Origin of the sequence: Sphingobacterium sp. N143 (assembly GCF_030325625.1) — a bacterium.
GTDB lineage: Bacteria > Bacteroidota > Bacteroidia > Sphingobacteriales > Sphingobacteriaceae > Sphingobacterium.
Map to the genome: position 1 here is coordinate 32,666 of NZ_JACAIS010000015.1, position 19,204 is coordinate 51,869.

Genomic DNA, 19,204 nt, shown 5'->3' on the forward strand with positions numbered 1-19,204 from the left:
CGGGGAATGCGTCTTTTTTATGGAAATTGCAGGACTGTCCCTAGAAAGTGTAGCTTGTTTTTCCTACTTTCGTTAAGTCCATCATATTGGACGGACCAAAATGACCTTTCGATACGATATAGGCTTGTTGCGTGCCATAGCTGTTGTTGCTGTGCTGCTTTACCATTATGAAGTCCCTGGCTTTCATGGTGGTTTTGTAGGTGTCGATATTTTCTTTGTGATTTCGGGATTTCTGATGACGCAGATTATACTGACTGGCTTTGAACAGAAAACATTCTTCTATGGGGATTTTGTCGGCCGAAGGGTGAAGCGCATTGTCCCGGCTTTGCTGCTGCTTAGTGTTTGTCTGCTGTTGCTGATGCCCCTGCTTTATTTTTCTGCAGATCTCAAGCTGAATGCAAAGTATATTGGCCTGGGACTGGCGTTTCTGTCAAATATTTATTATGCGTTCAGTACCGGGACCTATTTTTCGATCGATGCCGTGGATAATATTTTCCTGCATAGCTGGACGCTTGGCATGGAAATGCAATTTTATCTGTTGTATCCCTTGTTGCTATTGCTGTTAAAAAAACAATACTTAAATCGGTTCGGCTGGTTTAGGGGCAGCTATCTTGTGCTGGCATGCCTTTCGTATCTGGTTTGCGCATATTGGCTCAAAACCGAACCGGACTGGGCCTTTTATTTAATGCCTGCACGTGCCTGGGAATTCATGCTGGGCGGACTGGCATTTTTGTATGCTGGGGATATAAAACGCAGGTTTGGGGCTGTGTCAGCTGTTCTTTCTCCTTTGTTGTTGCTTCTTATTTTGGCTGCGATCTACTGGGCTGCCGGGAAATATCCATGGCCATCCGCTTATACATTAGTACCTACCCTGGCAACTGCAATATTACTAAGTATAAACGTCGATTATGCCCTATTCCGCAATCGGGTGATTCAGTTTCTTGGAAATATTTCGTATTCGCTTTACCTATGGCATTGGCCCATCTATGTGCTGTATCGAAAATATGAATTTCTGTTCCCATATGCATACAGTCTTTTGATTCCTGTACTGCTGTCTTTGCTGTTGGCCTCGGCCTCTTATTATTGGATTGAACGAAAAAAAGGACAGTTTTCCCTCCCTTCCATAATGACGGCTAATGCTGCGCTTGGCGCTATCACGGTTCTGTTTTATCTCGGTGCAAAATGGGAGGGGTGGAATAAAATCCGTTTATTGGATGCGAAATATGTCAATTACTTTGAGTATAATGAACATGCTCATCTCAATCCCTGCAACTGCTATATCACCGACAGTAAAAATTATGCATTTTTTGATCAGGAAAGATGCCTGCACGTCGATACGGCAAAGCAGAATATCCTGTTGATGGGCGATAGTCATGCGGCGCAGCTTTCAACAGCCTTCCGTCAGGCGCTGGGGAAAGAACAACGGCTTTTGGAAATAAGCCTGAGCCTGACCTTTCCTTTTCCCCAACCCAGAGGCTATCAAAAGTCTGTTGAGCTTTGGCAATATTTTTATACAACTTATCTCCCCGAAAATTATCAGCATATTGATCGGGTTTTTGTGTCCGTGCATTGGCTGATGTACAATTTTACTACCATGAAGTATTCGAAACAAGAGATGGAGGAAGGGATAAAACAGATGATAGCAGTTTTTGAAAAGTATGGAGTGAACTATTATTTCATTGGACAGACGGAAGAATATGTGCTGCCTTACCGAAAAGTGGCTTTAAAAAAAAGGACAGACAAAGCTTTGGATGAAAACCGTTATATTAATCCGATCGGCGCTCGCATAAATGTTTTTCTCAAGCAGCTGATTGGTCCTGAACATTATATCGATGTTTATCGATTGGCAGAACTGGATCACGACAATACGGCCCTTGGTACACCTTATATGTTTGATCGTCATCACCTCAGCCCCTTTGGAGCAGCGGAATTGATCGAATACCTAAAGAAGAATCGATATTTTTAACCAGCGATTTCTTGCGATTTGTTACCGCCAATATGATCCAATAGGGTTTGGTTTAAAATAGGAGAGGTTCTTAGCATGTCACGTATAGGGTATTTTTCAGCAATATTCTTGAGCGCATCCAGGTGCTTCTGATGATGGAGGTCAGTGCCCACAAAATCGTACATGCCTGATTTTAATAAGGTCATGGCAATGGCTTTAACGTCTACACCGTAATAACGGCTGAGGGAAAGCAGGTTGAGTTGCAGTAAGCAGCCGGCATCTTTGATCTGTTTGTAAATATTAAAGTTGCCATGGTAATAATTATAACGTTCGGGGTGGGCAAGGACTGGTTTGTAACCAAGTTTTTGAATGTCCAGAATGGTATGGAACAACGCTTTGGATTCGGATAAGTAGGACATTTCGATCAAAACGTATCCCCCGGGCATCACGCAGAGCTCATCGTTTTGGATCAACGACAATAAGCCATCGTCAATCATATGTTCTGCGGCGGCAAAAATATCAATATCTTTTCCGGTATCTTTTAGGCCTTTAATAAGGGCCAGCTGAGCCTCTTCTATACTTTGTTTGTTGTTGGGGTGTACACCAGCCATAATATGCGGCGTGCAGATAAACTTCTTTAACCCCAATCGGTGTAACTCCTGGATATAACCCAGTGAGTGCTGAACGGATGGACTGCCATCATCAATGCCTGGTAAAAGATGGTTGTGCATGTCAACCTCAAGAAACTCCAATTGGGCCAAGGGCCTGACCGATGATGACTTCCTGCTTTTGAACAAATTGGTAAAAAAACTCATAATTTTTATAATTCAAATAATATGCCTCTCTCCCAGCTATCTGAATGTAATTTACAAACAATATGCCAGTTTTAACGTTAAACAAAATGAAAAACAATGATAAAAAATAGATATTTATCGAATAACAATAATTTGTTAGGGATGTTATAGCGTGATTTTTTAAATATTTTTGTGTTTTGTAACACTTTCGGTATAATACTTGCTTAGTCCACGATGAAGATAAAGTGAAGCATGCCGGTTTTTATTTGTTGTCGATCTGATAGAGGATTGGCCAAATGATTATTAAATTTGATGTGCTTCAAGGATTTTCTTGTTAATTTTCATAATAATGCAAGCCTTTGTTAAGTGTAACAAAGTAAGTACAGAAAGTCTCAACAGTAAATACATAAACTAAAAAGGGAAGAAAGATATGATGGGATCTCTATGGGATTTAAGAAAACGACTGCGTAAAGATAACCCGCGTTGGGTCATTCTGTTGATCGATATGTGGTTTGTTTTTGCCAGCTATGTGTTTTCAAATTATGTGGTGAACAATTTCAAAGGCGTATTTGACGGGGCATTGATGTTAAAGAAACTGGTGCTGATCTTACCGGTATATTTATTCATGTTCTTATGTTTCAATACCTTTAGGGGGATTGTCCGGCAGACGGGGATCCGGGATACAATCAAGATCTTTAAGACTGTCGCCTCTGCTTACCTGATTTTAATGGGCTTGACACTGCTGATAAAGAGTGTTGTTGATAAGGGCACAACGATGGGTGATTACCTGATCTTATCCTATAGCGTGCTGACCATGCAGGCCTGTATTCTGTTGGTCGTCATGGTAGGAGCACGTGTGGTCTACCGGACGATTTATGAATATTTGTTTTTACCGGCAAGAAAGGGTGAGAATGTGCTGATTTTTGGGGCCTCACGGCCAGGTCTGGTATCCTTCTCCTTATTAAAAGAAGATCCGCGGGTTAAATACCAGGTGATTGCTTTCGTGGAGGACAAGATCTCACGGATCGGCAAAAGGCTGGCCGGATTGAAGATTAAAGACCTCACAGAAATTACCAAGGAATATGTTGAAAAATACCAGATCTCCCAAGTGATCATTGCCGTGGAAAATAACGATCCCGAGCGATTGGAGTACGTTTCCGACTGGTTTCAGAATATTGGCCTCGAACTGAAAATTATGCCGCCTGCGCGGATCTTGCTTAATTCTGGCGCAAAACGTGAAATTCGGCCCTTGAAAATCGAAGATTTATTGGGACGTAAACCGATTAAATTGGACCACCCGGAGATTGAAGAGGAAATGAAAGGCAAGGTGATTCTGGTGACAGGTGCCGCTGGGTCGATCGGTTCGGAGCTTGCCCGACAGATTGCCCGTCGTCAATATAAAAAATTGGTTCTATTGGATCAGGCAGAATCGGCTCTATATGATATACAACAGTCAATCAAAGCTGCGCAGCCTGAACATATGCACTGTGTCGTGGGTGATGTCCGAAACTATGCCTTTATGCAACGGGTATTTGCGCAATATAAACCTGACTTGGTATTCCATGCCGCCGCATATAAACATGTGCCTTTAATGGAGGCAAATCCGTATGAGTCTATTCAGACTAATGTGCTGGGCAGTAAAAATGTAGCCGATCTCTGTATGCAATATGGGACAAAAAAGATGGTCATGGTCTCTACGGATAAAGCCGTAAATCCAACCAACGTAATGGGGGCAACCAAACGTATGGCCGAGATTTATGTCAGCAGCTGCAGCGGCAAATCGGAAACCAGCTTTATCATTACCCGCTTTGGAAATGTACTGGGGTCTAATGGTTCTGTGATTCCGCTCTTTGAAAAACAAATGGAAAATGGAGGGCCATTGACGCTGACCCATCCGGAGATTACACGTTTCTTTATGACCATACCGGAGGCCTGTCAATTGGTGCAGGAGGCTGGTGTAATGGGTAAAGGTGGAGAAATCTTTGTGTTTGATATGGGGAAATCTGTCAAGATTATCGATCTGGCAAAACGCATGATCAAACTGAAAGGATACCGCTATCCGGAGGATATTGATATCAAGATTGTTGGCCTGCGCCCAGGAGAGAAAATTTATGAAGAACTGTTGGCCGACAATGAAAATACGGTGAAGACACATCACCCGAAAATTATGATCGCCAAAGTCAATCACGATGAACTGGCCCTGAAGGCCGAACGGATCAATAGCATCTGCCAGCAGATCCTGCAGGCAGATCAGGAATTACCGGATTTTATGCAGCTGGTCGCTGGAATGAAACAGGTGGTTCCGGAGTTCAAATCCCAAAATTCGGAATATGAGGTGCTTGATGTCACCGAAGAGCAAGAACTGCTGGATGAGACCCCGGTATATTCACTGATGAAAAAAGCAGAACCATCTAGATAAAACCAGAACTGACCTATCAGGCTGATGTTAAATAACATGCTGCTGATTAAAAGGTAAAAACTGAGCTGAAGATCAAAGTCCCTTACTGGGACTTTTTTTATGGCTGTATTTTCTGCCCGGTAAAATTTGCCATTATAGAAAAATCAACCTAATTTTAGCAAATTATTTGGTGAGTTAAAAAATATTTCATGATAGACAGTCATTGCAATACACTCATCATATAGCTTTAAAAGGTGAATATCCAAAATCAAAAAGTGCAAGCACTGTTGCAAGAAAAATACTGGATATCGCATTGGACCATTAAAAGACAGATAAGAGATACATGAATAAAACTATCCTGATTACAGGCGGAGCCGGATTTATTGGTTCGCATGTCGTGCGTGAGTTTGTGAAAAAATATGCGGATTATCATATTATTAATCTGGATGCACTGACTTATGCCGGCAATCTTGAAAATTTGAAAGATATAGAGCATTTGCCCAATTATACCTTTGTCAAAGCTGATATTACGGATCAGGCGCTGATAACTTCCATTTTCAAAAAATACCAGCCGGATGGCATTATCCATCTGGCGGCAGAATCTCATGTGGACCGATCAATCAGTGATCCTACGGCTTTTGTGATGACAAATGTGATCGGTACGGTAAACCTGTTGAATGCAGCCCGTGAGATCTGGAAAGATGATATGACTGGTAAACGCTTTCATCATGTGTCTACAGATGAAGTCTTTGGTGCGCTGGGAGCGTCTGGCTTCTTTACCGAGGATACCAAATATGACCCGCATTCCCCTTATTCAGCTTCCAAGGCAAGCTCCGATCATTTTGTTCGGGCTTATCATGATACTTATGGCTTACCTATTGTGCTGACGAACTGTTCAAACAATTATGGCCCCAATCATTTTCCAGAGAAATTGATTCCCCTATGCATCCATAATATTCTGAACAATAAGCCGCTCCCGGTATATGGCGACGGGAAGTATACCCGCGATTGGCTTTTTGTGATTGATCATGCCAGAGCAATTGATCTGGTGTTCCATCAGGGCAAAAATGGGGATTCCTACAATATAGGAGGGTTTAACGAATGGCAGAATATTGACTTGATCAAAGAATTATGTGCGCAGATGGATCGTAAATTGGATCGTCCGGCAGGAACTTCTGCGAAGCTGATTACTTTCGTCAAGGATAGGCCTGGGCATGACCTCCGCTATGCGATTGATGCCACAAAAATAAATAAAGAACTGGGCTGGAAGCCTTCCGTGACATTTGAAGAAGGGCTGTCGCTGACGATCGATTGGTTTTTAACCAATCAGGAATGGCTGAACAATGTCACTTCAGGTGATTATCAAAGTTATTATAATAATCAATATAAAGGCGCATAACGAGCATAAGAAATACAAATCATGAAGTATACTGAAACGAAGCTGGCGGGCTGTTTTATTTTAGAACCAACAGTTTTTGAAGACGAAAGAGGCTATTTCTTTGAATCTTATAACGAAGATAAACTGGCCGCGATATTGGGACATACCCCCCATTTTGTACAGGATAATCAGTCAAAATCTCAATTTGGGGTGGTGCGGGGATTGCATATGCAGGCCGGTGAGCATGCACAGGCAAAACTGGTCCGGGTAGTGGAAGGCCGTGTTTTGGATGTGGCGGTAGATGTTCGGCCTGGCTCAGCAACTTATGGTCAGCATGTGGCTGTTGAACTGTCTGCTGAGAATAAGAAGCAATTATTTGTGCCACGGGGATTTCTTCATGGTTTCTCGGTGCTTTCCGAGCATGCCGTGTTTTTCTATAAATGTGATAACAATTATAATAAGGAGTCTGAAGATGGCGTATATCCCTTGGATACACAGCTGGCGGTAAACTGGCAGATTCCTCAGGAACAGATGATCTTGTCACAGAAAGATCAGGATGCGCAAAGTTTTGCGGCGCTGACCAATAAGCTAACTTAGTTGATATGGTAAGAATTGTAATAACGGGAGCTACCGGACAGTTGGGATCTGAATTGCAGATGCTTTTGCGTAATGTCGGGGAGAAAGAGTGTTTCTTTTTGGACCGGAAGCAATTGCCATTGGATCAGATTCATTTAATACAGGACATTTTGGCAATGTACCAACCCGATCTGATCATCCACGCCGGAGCTTATACTGCGGTGGATAAGGCGGAGTCGGAACCGGAAATGGCCAACTTGGTCAACCATGTAGCCTCTGAGGAGATTGCTCAGTATTGCCGGATCCATGGGGCCAAACTGATCGCAATTTCAACTGATTATGTTTTTGACGGAACTTCGGCCGTCCCTTTGGCAGAAGATGCCCCAACGGCTCCAATCAATGTATATGGGCAGACCAAGCTGGCGGGGGAACAGGCCATTCAAAAATGGTGTCCGGAAGCGATTATCATCCGTACATCATGGGTCTATTCTGCTTACGGAAATAATTTTGTCAAGACCATGTGCCGGCTCATGGCACAGCGGGATGAAATCAATGTGATTGATGACCAGGTCGGGAGTCCGACTTATGCCAAGGACCTTGCTGTGGCCATTTTGAAAATTGCGGATGCAGCGGATTGGAAAAGCGGAATCTATCACTATAGCAATGAAGGGAAAATTTCCTGGTATGATTTTGCTGTAGCAATACGCGATTTTCGCTCGTTTGACTGTCAGGTGAAGCCTATTCCCAGCACTGCTTATCCAACGGCTGCCCAGCGGCCAAAATATTCATTGTTGGATAAAACAAAGATTAAATCGACATTTGATGTTGCGGTACCGAACTGGAAGCTAAGTTTGACGAATATGTTGGCAGCATACCTATCAGCAGAAGACGAGTAAAACTTGCACTACCAAAGTCTCAATACTAATATCTCAATACTCAATACTAACATGAAAGGAATCATATTAGCAGGCGGATCAGGAACGCGCTTGCACCCATTAACTTTAGCGGTCAGTAAACAATTGATGCCGGTATATGATAAACCGATGATATACTATCCGCTGTCTACCCTGATGTTGTCGGGAATCCGGGAGATTTTGATCATATCCACACCTCAGGACTTGCCCAATTTTCAAAAATTATTGGGTGATGGGTCACAGCTGGGCTGCCGCTTTGAATATAAGGAACAGCCTAGTCCGGACGGTCTGGCTCAGGCGTTTTTATTGGGGGAGGAATTTATTGGTGACGATAAAGTAGCGCTGATATTGGGGGATAATATTTTTTATGGTTCAGGTCTGTCAAAGCTGTTACAGTCCTGCGCAGACCCGGATGGGGGTGTCGTGTTTGCCTATCCAGTACATGATCCGGAACGTTATGGTGTGGTCGAATTTGATGAAAATAAGACGGTGGTTTCCATTGAGGAAAAACCGCAGCAGCCGAAATCAAATTATGCTGTTCCGGGTATTTATTTTTACGACAATGAGGTGGTTTCTATTGCCAAAAATATCAAACCATCCGCACGGGGTGAATTGGAAATCACTGATGTCAATAAAGAATATTTGCGTCAGGGCAAATTAAAGGTTGGTGTATTTGACCGTGGAACCGCATGGCTTGACACAGGGACTATACAATCTTTGATGCAGGCCGGACAGTTTGTGCAGGTGATTGAGGAACGGCAGGGCATGAAAATAGGTGCAATTGAAGAAGTCGCTTATCGTATGGGGTATATTGACAAAAATCAACTGTTGAAGATTGCAGCACCTTTGTGTAAATCAGGATATGGAGAGTATTTGATAAAGATAGTTAAATGATTTTAGTATCTTTGTAAAAAGTAAAGTGCACGCTTGACATAGCGTGCCAAATTAGCCACATTAACTTTCTTAAAGGCCAAAAAATGGTAACTGCCTCAATTGTATTGTATAAACAAACATACGCTGAAATAAAAACCCTTTTGCTTGGTGTAGACCAATCAGAGATTAACATTCTATTTATCATCGATAATTCACCAGTAGACACTTTTAAAGACGAAATTCGCAAAAACCACCCCACTATTGAATATATTCATCATCCAGCTAATCCAGGTTTTGGCGCAGCCCATAATATAGCAATTAGAAAAGCCATAGCCATGGGCAGCAGCTACCATTTTGTTGTTAACCCGGATATTTTATTGCAAGAGAAAACGGTAGAGTCAATGGTCGATTTTATGGAAAAGAACTCTGACGTGGGAATGGCAATGCCCCAAGTATTAAACCCTGATGAAACAATCCAATATTTGCCAAAACTACTACCTACCCCTATTTCATTTTTTAAACGAATATTATACCGAAAATTTGGTTTCTTTTCTTCCTTTATTTCAAAATTTGAACTCAGATACGTATCTCCTAGTTTAGTATATGATACGCCAATTATATCAGGATGCTTTACACTGTTTCGAGTATCTGCCCTGAAGGAGATAGGTCTATATGACGACCGTTTTTTTATGTATCTTGAAGATTGGGATATATCAAGAAGAATGAATGCTAAATATAGAACTGTCTATTTCCCAAAAGCATCTGTTGTGCATGGTTATGCTGCAGGGTCAAGTAAAAGTTTCAGGTTATTTAAAGTTCATCTTCGGTCTATTCGCCTCTATTTTGGAAAATGGGGTTGGCTCATCGATAAAAAAAGAGTAAACATAAATAGGTGTACATTAGACCAATTTAGATAGAAAATGCCTTTTTCTCTATTTCAAGCTCGGAGAACTCATTTTGTTTCTTTTCTTTTTTCTCACTTGTGGACAAGATTAATTTTATGATTAAAGTCAAGTCCTCACTTCAGTCTTTGTTCTGTATTTTGCTATCTATGGAATAGTAAGGCTATAATAATTTTTAATATTTCAATTAATTTTTATTTTCCTTAAACAATATTTTTCTTTATATTGTTATTTCGATAGGACGTAATGATGATCTAATAATACGTCTATCTAACGATATCCCTCCGGTAAAAGAGATGGGTGCGATATATGGAGACCGGTTTAACATGTATACAACTGAGCTACACGGACTAGGATAAATAGAAAAGAATGCATGACTGACTATACTAATGATAAAAACAAAAAACACCTGATTACTGTTGGCATCATCGATCGTGATGAAGAAGGCCGAAAGCTGACCAGCCTCACGCTCAAGGAGAATGCAAATAAGAATAAAGACATTAACATAGAACTGCTGTTTGAACTGGACAAGCGACCACATAATCCAGTAATACAAACCCCTGATGTATTGATTATTGATATTGAACATCAGGATTCCTCATGTGTTGAAGAGACAAGAAATGCCTTTCCAGGAACTCAAATTATTATATTGACCACTATAGCAGAGGTCAAGGCAGTGCGTAGCTGTTTTCGAAATGGGGCTGTGGGGTATCTGTTAAAGCAGACCTGTATGTCCTCATTGGTCCAGGCAATCAACACCACCATGAACGGAGGGTCCTTTGTTAGTCCCAGTGTGAATAGAGCACTGATTGAGCAAAGCTTCAACGGAAAAAAATGCGAAGATTTGCTTACGGCACGTGAACTACAGATTGCCAATGGTATTGTCGAGGGACTGAGTTATAAGATGATTGCTCAAAAATATGCCATATCATTGGATACCGTAAGGATCTACATTAAACGAATTTACAGAAAGCTTCAGATCAATAGCAAAGGCGAATTGATTGCCCGCCTAACAGCCTAATTTTATTACATGAACATGTGACAGCTTTTATTTCGATCTCATCGAATTTAGCCTGATTTTTACAGTTGTATGAATTGTATGCTATGCCAATAAAAAGTCTGTGGACTTGCCTATTTATTTTTTGCTATACTTTTGTTTTCTTCTCACAGGTGAAAAGTCAACAGCAGGATGCTATTGCATATCATTTTGATCAGGATACCATAACCGTTAATGGAAATCAGACTTTTTCAAATAAGTTGAACGTCACAAATCAGACTGACCGGCCCATTGAGCTTAGCCCCTATGCGGGCGAAACTAAAGCATTGGAAGGTTTAATCAGATTGCCGGCATCAATTGTCTTAAAAGCGAAAGAAACACGAGGATTCCCGTTAAAATATATAGCTGACCGTCGGACCATTACCAGCGATAATCAGGTATTTACAATTGGATTCAGATCGAATGATAAGACTTTGTTGCTCCCCCCTGCAAGGTCTTTTTATACCAAGTTGGAGGGACGTCAATACCTCGCATTACAGACAGATAAGAAGGAATATTTTTGGGAGCAGGCTACCAATCAGGTACAATTTATGCTCCATGTCTCCAATACTGGAATGGTACCCCTGACATTTCAGGTTCTTTTTGCTGGATTTCCCCAAGGTTTTGAAATTACAGGCGATACGCAAGTGGTCACCATTCCGGCAGGCGGACAGCTATTGTTATCCTATGCCGGAACAATGCTTGTGAAGGACAATAGGACTGATTTTGATCTGAGCATGCAGGCTAAGGGCACTGATGGCAGATCCTTAGCCATGACCATGATAAGGATCACACAAGTAGGCAGTGTGAAACGATTTGGTAGCATGGATAGCCAGAATCAGCCTTATCAAAACACCATGGCTTTTCGGTATATCAATATGGGCAATGCGATTAATGTGTACCAATTGCAAGCCAATGGCGCGATGAACTTTGATCAGCACAGAAGTTTGGAATATCGGCTGACGGCCGATTATTATCACAATCAAAAGGCCTTTAATAGCTACGACACCTACCTCAGCTATCAGGAAAAAGATTGGGCGGTTAAAGTCGGTAATATCTACGAAAATCTTGACCGAAGTTTGAGCGGCCGTGGGCTAAAAGCCAGCTACAAATTTAACGGAAATCAGTCCATTAGCGTTTACGGAGTGGAAAACAATTATATGTTGTACAGCCAGTCCACAAACCACATCCCGGCTGGTAAAATATGGGGCGCCAAGTATAATCTCAAATCCACACAGCATCAGGAACATTATTTACTTTACCTGCACGGGCGGGATAATGATCGTAGGCTAGGAAGTGAACAATGGACTGGAAAAACCGAACTGAGCTTGGGTAGTAACCATAGCTTAGGGCTCGAAGCTGGCTACAGTATGGAATATAGATATGGCGGAACGAAAAAGCATGCCGTTTCCGCAGGACTGGACTACAATCATAATTCCGAAAAATATCAGCTATCAAGTATCAATTATTATAGCTCGCCCTATTATACAGGATTACGGCGGGGACTGATCCAGACGGATTCGCGGATGGTCCGCCTATTGGGCGACGGACAGCATATCGCTGCCCGGCTCAGCTATTTGAACAATCGTCCGACGTACCAGGAAGGGGGCCGCAACTTTTATGTTAACAGTCAAAACCAGATCCAGATTTATGAGCTGGGCTATCATCAGCAGCTTGGCCGATTCCAGCTGGATGTACGTCCCTATTGGATGTTGCAGCGGATAGCTGATAAAGGAATGGATCTTTGGGACCTTGCTGATGTCAATGGAAAAACTGCAGCCTTGAGGACTAGCCTGGATCTAAATTTTTTCAGTGCCCGACACCGCTTCTTTTTAAGAACGGACCATGGTTATGCCTATAAAAATACATTGGGCAGACCACTGGCTCCTTTTTATTCCTTGCGCATGACAGGAACCTATACGAATCCGCTCTTTGGCTTCAATACCTTTGTGCAGCTGAATCCGTATTATTTAAGTGATATACGTGCTTCAGGTTCCTCCGACAGCTATCGGATCTTTTCCTTGGGGCCTAATACCCAATTTAAAGCCTTCAACAATAGCCTGCAGGTACAGCTGTCGACCATGTACAGCTATTACGGTTTTACGCGTAGCAGCAATTTCTCCGTCAACGGAAATATGAAGTGGCAGTTAAAGAGTAATTGGATGATGACGGCAGATGTATTCTATACCTTGATCAAAAACAAGTTGATCTTGGATCCTTTGGTTGATCGCCAGACGGGAATAACATCCACTTCGTTTGATAATAGACAAATCCGTTTGGGGATTGAAAAGCATTTTGGCAGAAAAGGAAAGAACCATGGCCATAAATTACAGCTTTTTTTATTTGACGATCGTAATAGCAATGGTCTTATGGAGGGTAATGAACCTGCATTAGAAGGGTTGCTGGTCAGAATTGATAAAGAAACCGCCATGACGGACCGACAGGGGCGTGTCAAGTTTTTGGATATGGCCACAGGGAGCTATATGGTGCAGGTGGAAAATAACCAGGGCTGGGTAGCGCAGGGAACGGTAAGCCTGGTGCTCACAAAGAATCAACAACTGAAGATTCCATTGGTAAAAACTGCGATACTAAGGGGCCGGATCCGGCCGGTAGAAAATAAGTACCTGAATGCAGCACCCGAATTGTCGGGCATATGCGTCCAGGCAAAGAATGAGCAGGGACAAATTTATAAGACATTGAGCAATGCGGATGGTGATTATACACTTTATCTTCCGGTCGGTACTTATGAACTGTTTATTGCTACGGCGGGGATGCCTTTTACCATAGATAATCCCAGTAGCCAGGTTGAAGTAAGACGCGAAAAACCGGTTGTGCGAGATTTTAATGTGAAGGATGTGCGCCGCAAGGTTGACGTAAAGCGTTTCTAGGGCGCGACAAAACTAAAGATAATGCTGGTGCTATAGTTTCCTGCAGGCTTGTTGAGTAGCTGATGAGTCTCACTGGCAGGAATACGGTATTGTATATTTAGGTTGCGGTCAATGGCGGGATTGGCCGATTGGATGAGCTGCTGGGCTGTTGTGGACAACGTAATGGTATTTATCCCGGTTTCGCCGGCCATGGGACCGATTCGCATCACATTCAAGGGGATGGTATTGGTGCCGGAACTAAAATTTTCCGATGTGGCACGGACATAAAGGTTGTATGGGGTTGTTTTGCTTAATTTTAAATGTGCGGGCATATCTTTGCTCACTCCATTTTTATAATGATCGGCGGTGCTGAACGCGAGATCTACGGCTTGTTGGTTAGCCACCAGCTCGCCCAGATCACTGACCACAATTTCCAGGGTGCCATTTCCAGATGCTTGAGCCGGGTTTGCCGGTAAACCAGTCCAGCTATACACCAATGGAACACGATAGGTACCCGCCTGTACAAAGTCACTTTTCAATTTACTCCCGCTCACGCTAAAGGTATTGGTCAGCACCTGGTTATTGGAGGATACTGCAATGCCACTGCTCGTGGTGAGGGCCTGGTCTGTGGTGGACAGGGAAGCTATCGCTGTGGCGGTTGATACACCGCTTAGGCTTACTGCAACATCGGAAACAGGCGAAACTGGCGGATTGTTATAAGGAAGGGTGGTACTGAATGTAAATTGTGAGCTCGATGTCCTGAGCGTTGGAATATAGGGGACAGTCGTCGAAATCGAAACGATTTTATTGCTACTGATACCAGCTGGAGCACGGAAATAATTCAGATCATTGACCAGTAGGCTGGTGGTGCTAATGGTTGACGGCGCAGCAATAAAGGCCGGGACAGTGATAGATACATCCCTGTCCTGTGGCGTGATGGTACCGCCTAATATACCTTGGGCGGTCAGGCGAAGCCCGGTCTTATAACTGCCGGCAAGCCAGGTGTGACTCGACGTAGCCACTCGAAAATCCATTAATATCGCCCCCTTGGATAGCGTGATGCCTAATAAAGAGCTGACCAGTAAGCTGCTGCTGGTGCTAAGCTGTGCTTCGGTGACCGAAGAAAGTAAATTGACACCGCCGATTTGATTCAGTTTAAGGTATGCAACTGAAAGGGGGACTGTATGTGTCGATGTGCTACTGCTGAAGTTGCCTTGTGTTGACATGGCATAAATGGAAGGGATTAATGCAATCAGTAAATATGAATAATCGCCCACCGACGATGTCTGTTTAAAATCAGCACCGCTTTGGATATTGGCTTGAGGCAGATTGATGGACACATTGTATTGGGCCTGTACATTCCCCATATACACACCCAACAGCGCCAGCAGGCCCACCTTAATATGTAATCTCTTTTTCCGCAATTTTTAAATCGTATTGACTGCCGGCATCTAATAGGGCAACAGCTAGGTATGGGCCCTTGAGCTCCGCCGGCAGGTCCACCTCGACCCATTGTTCGGCTGCTGGCAGTAGGGCTATAGCAATGGCTTTCACAGGAACTTCTCCTCCTGTTTCGGTATTGGTGAGCTCAAAACGGAGATAAGCATCTTTATTGATCTGCCCGGTATTTTTGATTTTGACACGCATCCTCCGTGTTTTAGAATTGGCACGAGACTGTATGCCCTTGTCCTCAAAAGCAAGAAATTCCAGCTCACCGGCTTGCAGCCCCGCCGGGGTATGATATACTTGTATGCCTACTTCAAGGAGCACATTCATATTGACGCCGGGGTGGAGCACAGTCTGTTGTTCTTTGACCTGCGTGAAAAAAAGCATGCTGTTGGTCAGTTTCTGGGCCTTGCTGTCGTTAGGGATGCTCATGGATAGATTGACCTGCCGTGTTTCCCCGGGTGCTAAATGGACGGTATTTTCGTTTAGGGACAACCAGGAAGCATTAGACTGCCCCTGCTGCCCTGCAGGGAAATAGCGCTTGTTGCCCAAAGAATCACGGTCCCAATCCTTGATCGTCGTGACAAAGTGGAAGGGTATTTTCGAAGAATTGCTCAGCGTAATCACCTGACTGACCGTTTGCCCGGGATCACCCTTAAAAAAAATGCGCGATGGCGAAACAGAAATACCCTGTGCCAGGCATAGGGTATTCCATACACAAATGATCAGTATGGTTAAAAAATAGTTCACAAATGCGATATAATCTTTTTATTGCTGCATAATTATTATTGTTGTGTGGCGGTATAGGTCACCGTGGTGGTGTATGTTCCCGCAGCTTTTGTGATCAGTTCACTCGCATCTGGAATGGTATAGTCGATAGTATAGACGGTACCGGTAGAGGCCGGAGCTCCCGTGATTAAAGGCTGAGGATCATTGACGGCAGATAAAATAGCATTCGCCGGACTCCCGCCAGTGGGCGTTGCTGAATTGACCGATACCGTTAACCCCAATGCGGCTAGGTCCAGCACGGGATTAAAATCCCCATCTACTTGCACGTCGATATCATAAACTTGATTACTGACCACGGTAAAATGTGCTGCCTTGGTAACGGTTTTGGAAGCGGCATAATCTGCCGCAGTCGCATAGTTGAAGTCTACCGTAGGACTTGCTCCCAGATCGATCGAAATAGCATCCGTCAGGTTGATATTTACCGTAACAGGTTGCGAATCCGCTGAAACTTGTGCCTTGACTTGTTGTCCAAAGCATATGGCGGCGAGGACAACAAAAGCAGCTTTAAAAATCTTTTTCATAAAATCTACAATTTTAGCTAATGTTATAATAGGATAAACAATATCCCATATGTCATGTAAAAGTAGGGGACATGAGCTGCATATCCAATTCCGTTCCGTCACATAATGATGTTATGAATTTTGAGTCGGTTTAAATATATTTACGCTCAATGTCGCAGTCAAAAAGAATCTATCAGATCGACCTCTTTCGATTTATCGCAGCTTCAGCAGTGATGCTCTATCATTATTTATATCGGGGGTATAAGGCCGGTGATATGTCCTTATTGCGTTTTGATGAGATTGGTGAATACTTGCGATACGGCTACTTGGGAGTGGATTTTTTCTTTATGATCAGTGGTTTTGTGATCGCTTTTTCCATTAAGCATCTTTCTTTGCCAAAATTTGTCGTCTCGCGTTTTAAGCGATTGTACCCGATGTTCTGGATCTGTCTGCTGCTCACTTTTATGGTAACTTATTTTTGGGGAGCTCCCCGATATCAGGTAACATTCAGGCAATTGTTGGCTAATCTGACAATGATCCAGGATTTATTGGGTTATGGAGATGTGGATGGCGCTTACTGGTCACTCTATGTGGAATTGAAATTCTACCTGATTATCATCTTATTTCTGATCATAAACCGGTTCAAAAAAATAAGTTTGGACTATCTGGTGTATTTTTGGTTGTTTTTGTCAAGCTTGCGCCACTTTGTGGGACCATCAAAAGTCTATGATGCACTCCATGAGTTTTTTATTCTGGACTGGAGTGCCTATTTTATTGCAGGGATAGTCTGCTGTCAGCTATTTTTACGTGGACCGGCAATTAAGTATTTTATACTGTTGGCTTGGAGCCTATTCTTGTCTATTGATGGCGCAATTGGCCGTATTAATTGGTTGGAACGTACTTTCCATAGTGATTTTTCACCTTATAGCATCAGCATGGCGATTATATCCTTCTACCTGTTGATGCTGCTTGTTGCCTGCAACAAGTTGCAGTGCCTAAATTCGTCGAGATTTGTTAAAATCGGCATGTTGACCTACCCCTTATACTTAATTCACCAGCATATCGGGTTTATTATCTTTAATCACGCTTATGCTTATCTGAATAAATATCTACTTGTTGGCACTGTTATGCTCCTGATGTTTGCCCTGGCTTATCTGTTGAGCGACCGGATTGAACCCAAGTTGATGAAGAGGTTTAATAATCGCCATTAACGCGCTTAGAACGGTCTCATGGATGGAAATAGTGATTGAGGTAGCGGATAAAAAGAAATGAAACTTATTATAATAAAATAAAGGCCCGAAGCTTACTTCGGACCTCCGTTTTTCATAGGTAGTGTCAGACGCTTAGAAAACAATGTTCCCCTGATAGATCAGTGACTTTACTGGTGAAAGCCTGGAAATAGCTTCCGCCGAACAGCTGGCATCAATAAAAGCAAGATCCGCAGCATCACCAACCTTTGGCCATTGTTGTTTTCCTTTATCATCCAGCGGAATAGGACCCGCCGTCGCTAATTTTAACATACGGGACAAACCAAATTCTGTGGCCTGTCCATATAACTGGGCTGCAATATTGGCTTTTTGTAAGACACTTCCGCTCCCGAATGTGCTCCAATGATCCAGAATACTGTCGTTTCCAGTCATTACTTTGACGTTATTTTCCATCAGTGTCGGAATTGGCATGATCAGCCCTCCAAAAGGAACTGTAGATACAATTCCGATCTGTGCCGCACCCAATTGTTCGGCTATGGCCTGCTGTTTGGCTTTGTCCAGCTTAGCTAATACAAAACAATGACTCAGGTACGTTTTGCCTTTAAGGGCAGGGTTCTCATTGACCTTTTTGATCAGATACTCGACTGTTTTTAGCCCCGATTCTCCGGACTCATGTAAATGGATATCGATCCCTTTATTGTTGTCTAAGGCCAGCTGAACAGTAAAATCCATTGTCTTTTCAATAGCGCCATCGATCGTGAAAGGATCAACACCTCCAATAAAATCAATATTGGTACGGGCAGCCTCTTTCAGGTAAGGGACAGAATCCGTATAGAACACCCCATGTTGTGGAAAAGCAACCAATTCAGCACCAAAGCTATTCTTTTTGTTTTCCAGCGCAAGTTGTAGGTTACGTAACGAATCCAGCTTGGAGGTCGGTTCAATATTGACGTGACTACGGGCAAATGCCGTTCCCTTAGACTGTAACAGTTCAATAAGCTTCTCGGCTTTAAAGGTCGAATTCTTTAAGAGTTCAGGGAGAATTTTTTGCTCCAGGGCAATCATGCCCTTTACACCCCCGGGACCACGTCTGATAGCCTGCCATTTATCGCCATAGAAGGTTTTGTCCAGGTGGATATGCATGTCGCGAAAGGAGGGCAACATCAAAAGGCCCTTAGCATCGATGGCATCAGCATCAGTGCTGTTGGCATTGATTGCCTTGATTTTTCCCGCTTCGATCTGAACGGAAAAAAGGGCGGTCTTGGTGGCGGTGACATTTCCCTCGGCATCATATTCAAATCCTGTTTCCAGGAGGACGTTTTTTAAGGTATAGTTCTTTTTGCCTTGATGTGCGGTCAACGTTTTTTCAACTTCAGTCTGTGCAGAATTTTCTGCAAATAGCATTCCGGGGATGAATGTTGCTCCAGCAAGTGCCAAGGCAGAGTTGCGGATAAATTCTTTGCGTGTAAGCGGCGTTGTTTTCATTTGACTTCCTTTTTTTACTTGATAGCTCTCAGGCTCGGTATAAAAATAAACCAGCCTTTTGACAAAGTTACACCCAGGTGGTCCTTTTATAAC

General features: G+C 43.0%; 15 protein-coding genes. 10 read left to right on the forward strand and 5 right to left on the reverse strand.

Features of this window, described 5'->3' with window-relative positions; translation table 11 throughout:
* Positions 1-100 precede the first annotated feature (100 nt).
* Positions 101-1,966, forward strand: coding sequence for an acyltransferase family protein (locus HX021_RS21345; RefSeq protein ID WP_286592652.1), 1,866 nt, complete (start codon positions 101-103; stop codon positions 1,964-1,966).
* Here HX021_RS21345 and HX021_RS21350 read toward each other — a convergent pair.
* On the reverse strand, positions 1,963-2,760 hold the full coding sequence (locus HX021_RS21350) for a tyrosine-protein phosphatase (protein WP_286592653.1): 798 nt from the start codon (positions 2,758-2,760) through the stop codon (positions 1,963-1,965). The two genes, HX021_RS21345 and HX021_RS21350, sit on opposite strands and share 4 nt — an antisense overlap.
* Before the next feature lie 409 nt (positions 2,761-3,169).
* Between HX021_RS21350 and HX021_RS21355 the strand changes: the two genes are divergently transcribed.
* The 8 genes from HX021_RS21355 to HX021_RS21390 all read left to right on the forward strand — a co-directional run bounded on the left by HX021_RS21355 (position 3,170) and on the right by HX021_RS21390 (position 13,704).
* Positions 3,170-5,158: a polysaccharide biosynthesis protein gene (locus HX021_RS21355; protein WP_286592654.1), complete on the forward strand. Its 1,989-nt coding sequence runs from the start codon at positions 3,170-3,172 to the stop codon at positions 5,156-5,158.
* 322 nt (positions 5,159-5,480) lie between these two features.
* Entirely contained in the window at positions 5,481-6,536 is a 1,056-nt protein-coding gene (rfbB, locus tag HX021_RS21360; protein WP_286592655.1) for a dTDP-glucose 4,6-dehydratase, read from the forward strand.
* A 21-nt stretch (positions 6,537-6,557) separates the two neighbouring features.
* On the forward strand, positions 6,558-7,112 hold the full coding sequence (gene rfbC / locus HX021_RS21365; protein WP_286592657.1) for a dTDP-4-dehydrorhamnose 3,5-epimerase: 555 nt from the start codon (positions 6,558-6,560) through the stop codon (positions 7,110-7,112).
* A 5-nt stretch (positions 7,113-7,117) separates the two neighbouring features.
* Complete coding sequence (gene rfbD, locus HX021_RS21370; RefSeq protein ID WP_286592658.1) at positions 7,118-7,987, forward strand: dTDP-4-dehydrorhamnose reductase; 870 nt, start codon at positions 7,118-7,120, stop codon at positions 7,985-7,987.
* A 51-nt stretch (positions 7,988-8,038) separates the two neighbouring features.
* Complete coding sequence (rfbA, locus tag HX021_RS21375; RefSeq protein WP_286592659.1) at positions 8,039-8,899, forward strand: glucose-1-phosphate thymidylyltransferase RfbA; 861 nt, start codon at positions 8,039-8,041, stop codon at positions 8,897-8,899.
* A gap of 83 nt (positions 8,900-8,982) precedes the next feature.
* On the forward strand, positions 8,983-9,795 hold the full coding sequence (locus HX021_RS21380) for a glycosyltransferase (protein WP_286592660.1): 813 nt from the start codon (positions 8,983-8,985) through the stop codon (positions 9,793-9,795).
* Positions 9,796-10,153: 358 nt separating this feature from the next.
* On the forward strand, positions 10,154-10,801 hold the full coding sequence (locus HX021_RS21385; RefSeq protein WP_286592661.1) for a LuxR C-terminal-related transcriptional regulator: 648 nt from the start codon (positions 10,154-10,156) through the stop codon (positions 10,799-10,801).
* Between the two features lie 149 nt (positions 10,802-10,950).
* Entirely contained in the window at positions 10,951-13,704 is a 2,754-nt protein-coding gene (locus tag HX021_RS21390; RefSeq protein WP_286592662.1) for a hypothetical protein, read from the forward strand.
* Here HX021_RS21390 and HX021_RS21395 read toward each other — a convergent pair.
* The 3 genes from HX021_RS21395 to HX021_RS21405 are packed head-to-tail and all read right to left on the reverse strand — an operon-like array spanning position 13,701 to position 16,439.
* Entirely contained in the window at positions 13,701-15,107 is a 1,407-nt protein-coding gene (locus HX021_RS21395; protein WP_286592663.1) for a hypothetical protein, read from the reverse strand. The genes HX021_RS21390 and HX021_RS21395 overlap by 4 nt on opposite strands.
* Positions 15,082-15,879, reverse strand: coding sequence for a fimbrial biogenesis chaperone (locus HX021_RS21400; protein WP_286592664.1), 798 nt, complete (start codon positions 15,877-15,879; stop codon positions 15,082-15,084). Before HX021_RS21400 ends, HX021_RS21395 begins: the two co-directional genes overlap by 26 nt.
* Positions 15,880-15,914: 35 nt before the next feature.
* On the reverse strand, positions 15,915-16,439 hold the full coding sequence (locus tag HX021_RS21405; protein WP_286592665.1) for a hypothetical protein: 525 nt from the start codon (positions 16,437-16,439) through the stop codon (positions 15,915-15,917).
* Between the two features lie 149 nt (positions 16,440-16,588).
* Between HX021_RS21405 and HX021_RS21410 the strand changes: the two genes are divergently transcribed.
* Positions 16,589-17,629, forward strand: coding sequence for an acyltransferase family protein (locus HX021_RS21410; RefSeq protein WP_286592666.1), 1,041 nt, complete (start codon positions 16,589-16,591; stop codon positions 17,627-17,629).
* Between the two features lie 132 nt (positions 17,630-17,761).
* Here the strand turns inward: HX021_RS21410 and HX021_RS21415 are convergent, their stop codons facing one another.
* Positions 17,762-19,111 carry an amidohydrolase gene (locus tag HX021_RS21415; RefSeq protein ID WP_286592667.1) on the reverse strand — a complete coding sequence of 450 codons (1,350 nt, stop codon included), beginning with the start codon at positions 19,109-19,111 and terminating at the stop codon, positions 17,762-17,764.
* Positions 19,112-19,204: the final 93 nt, after the last annotated feature.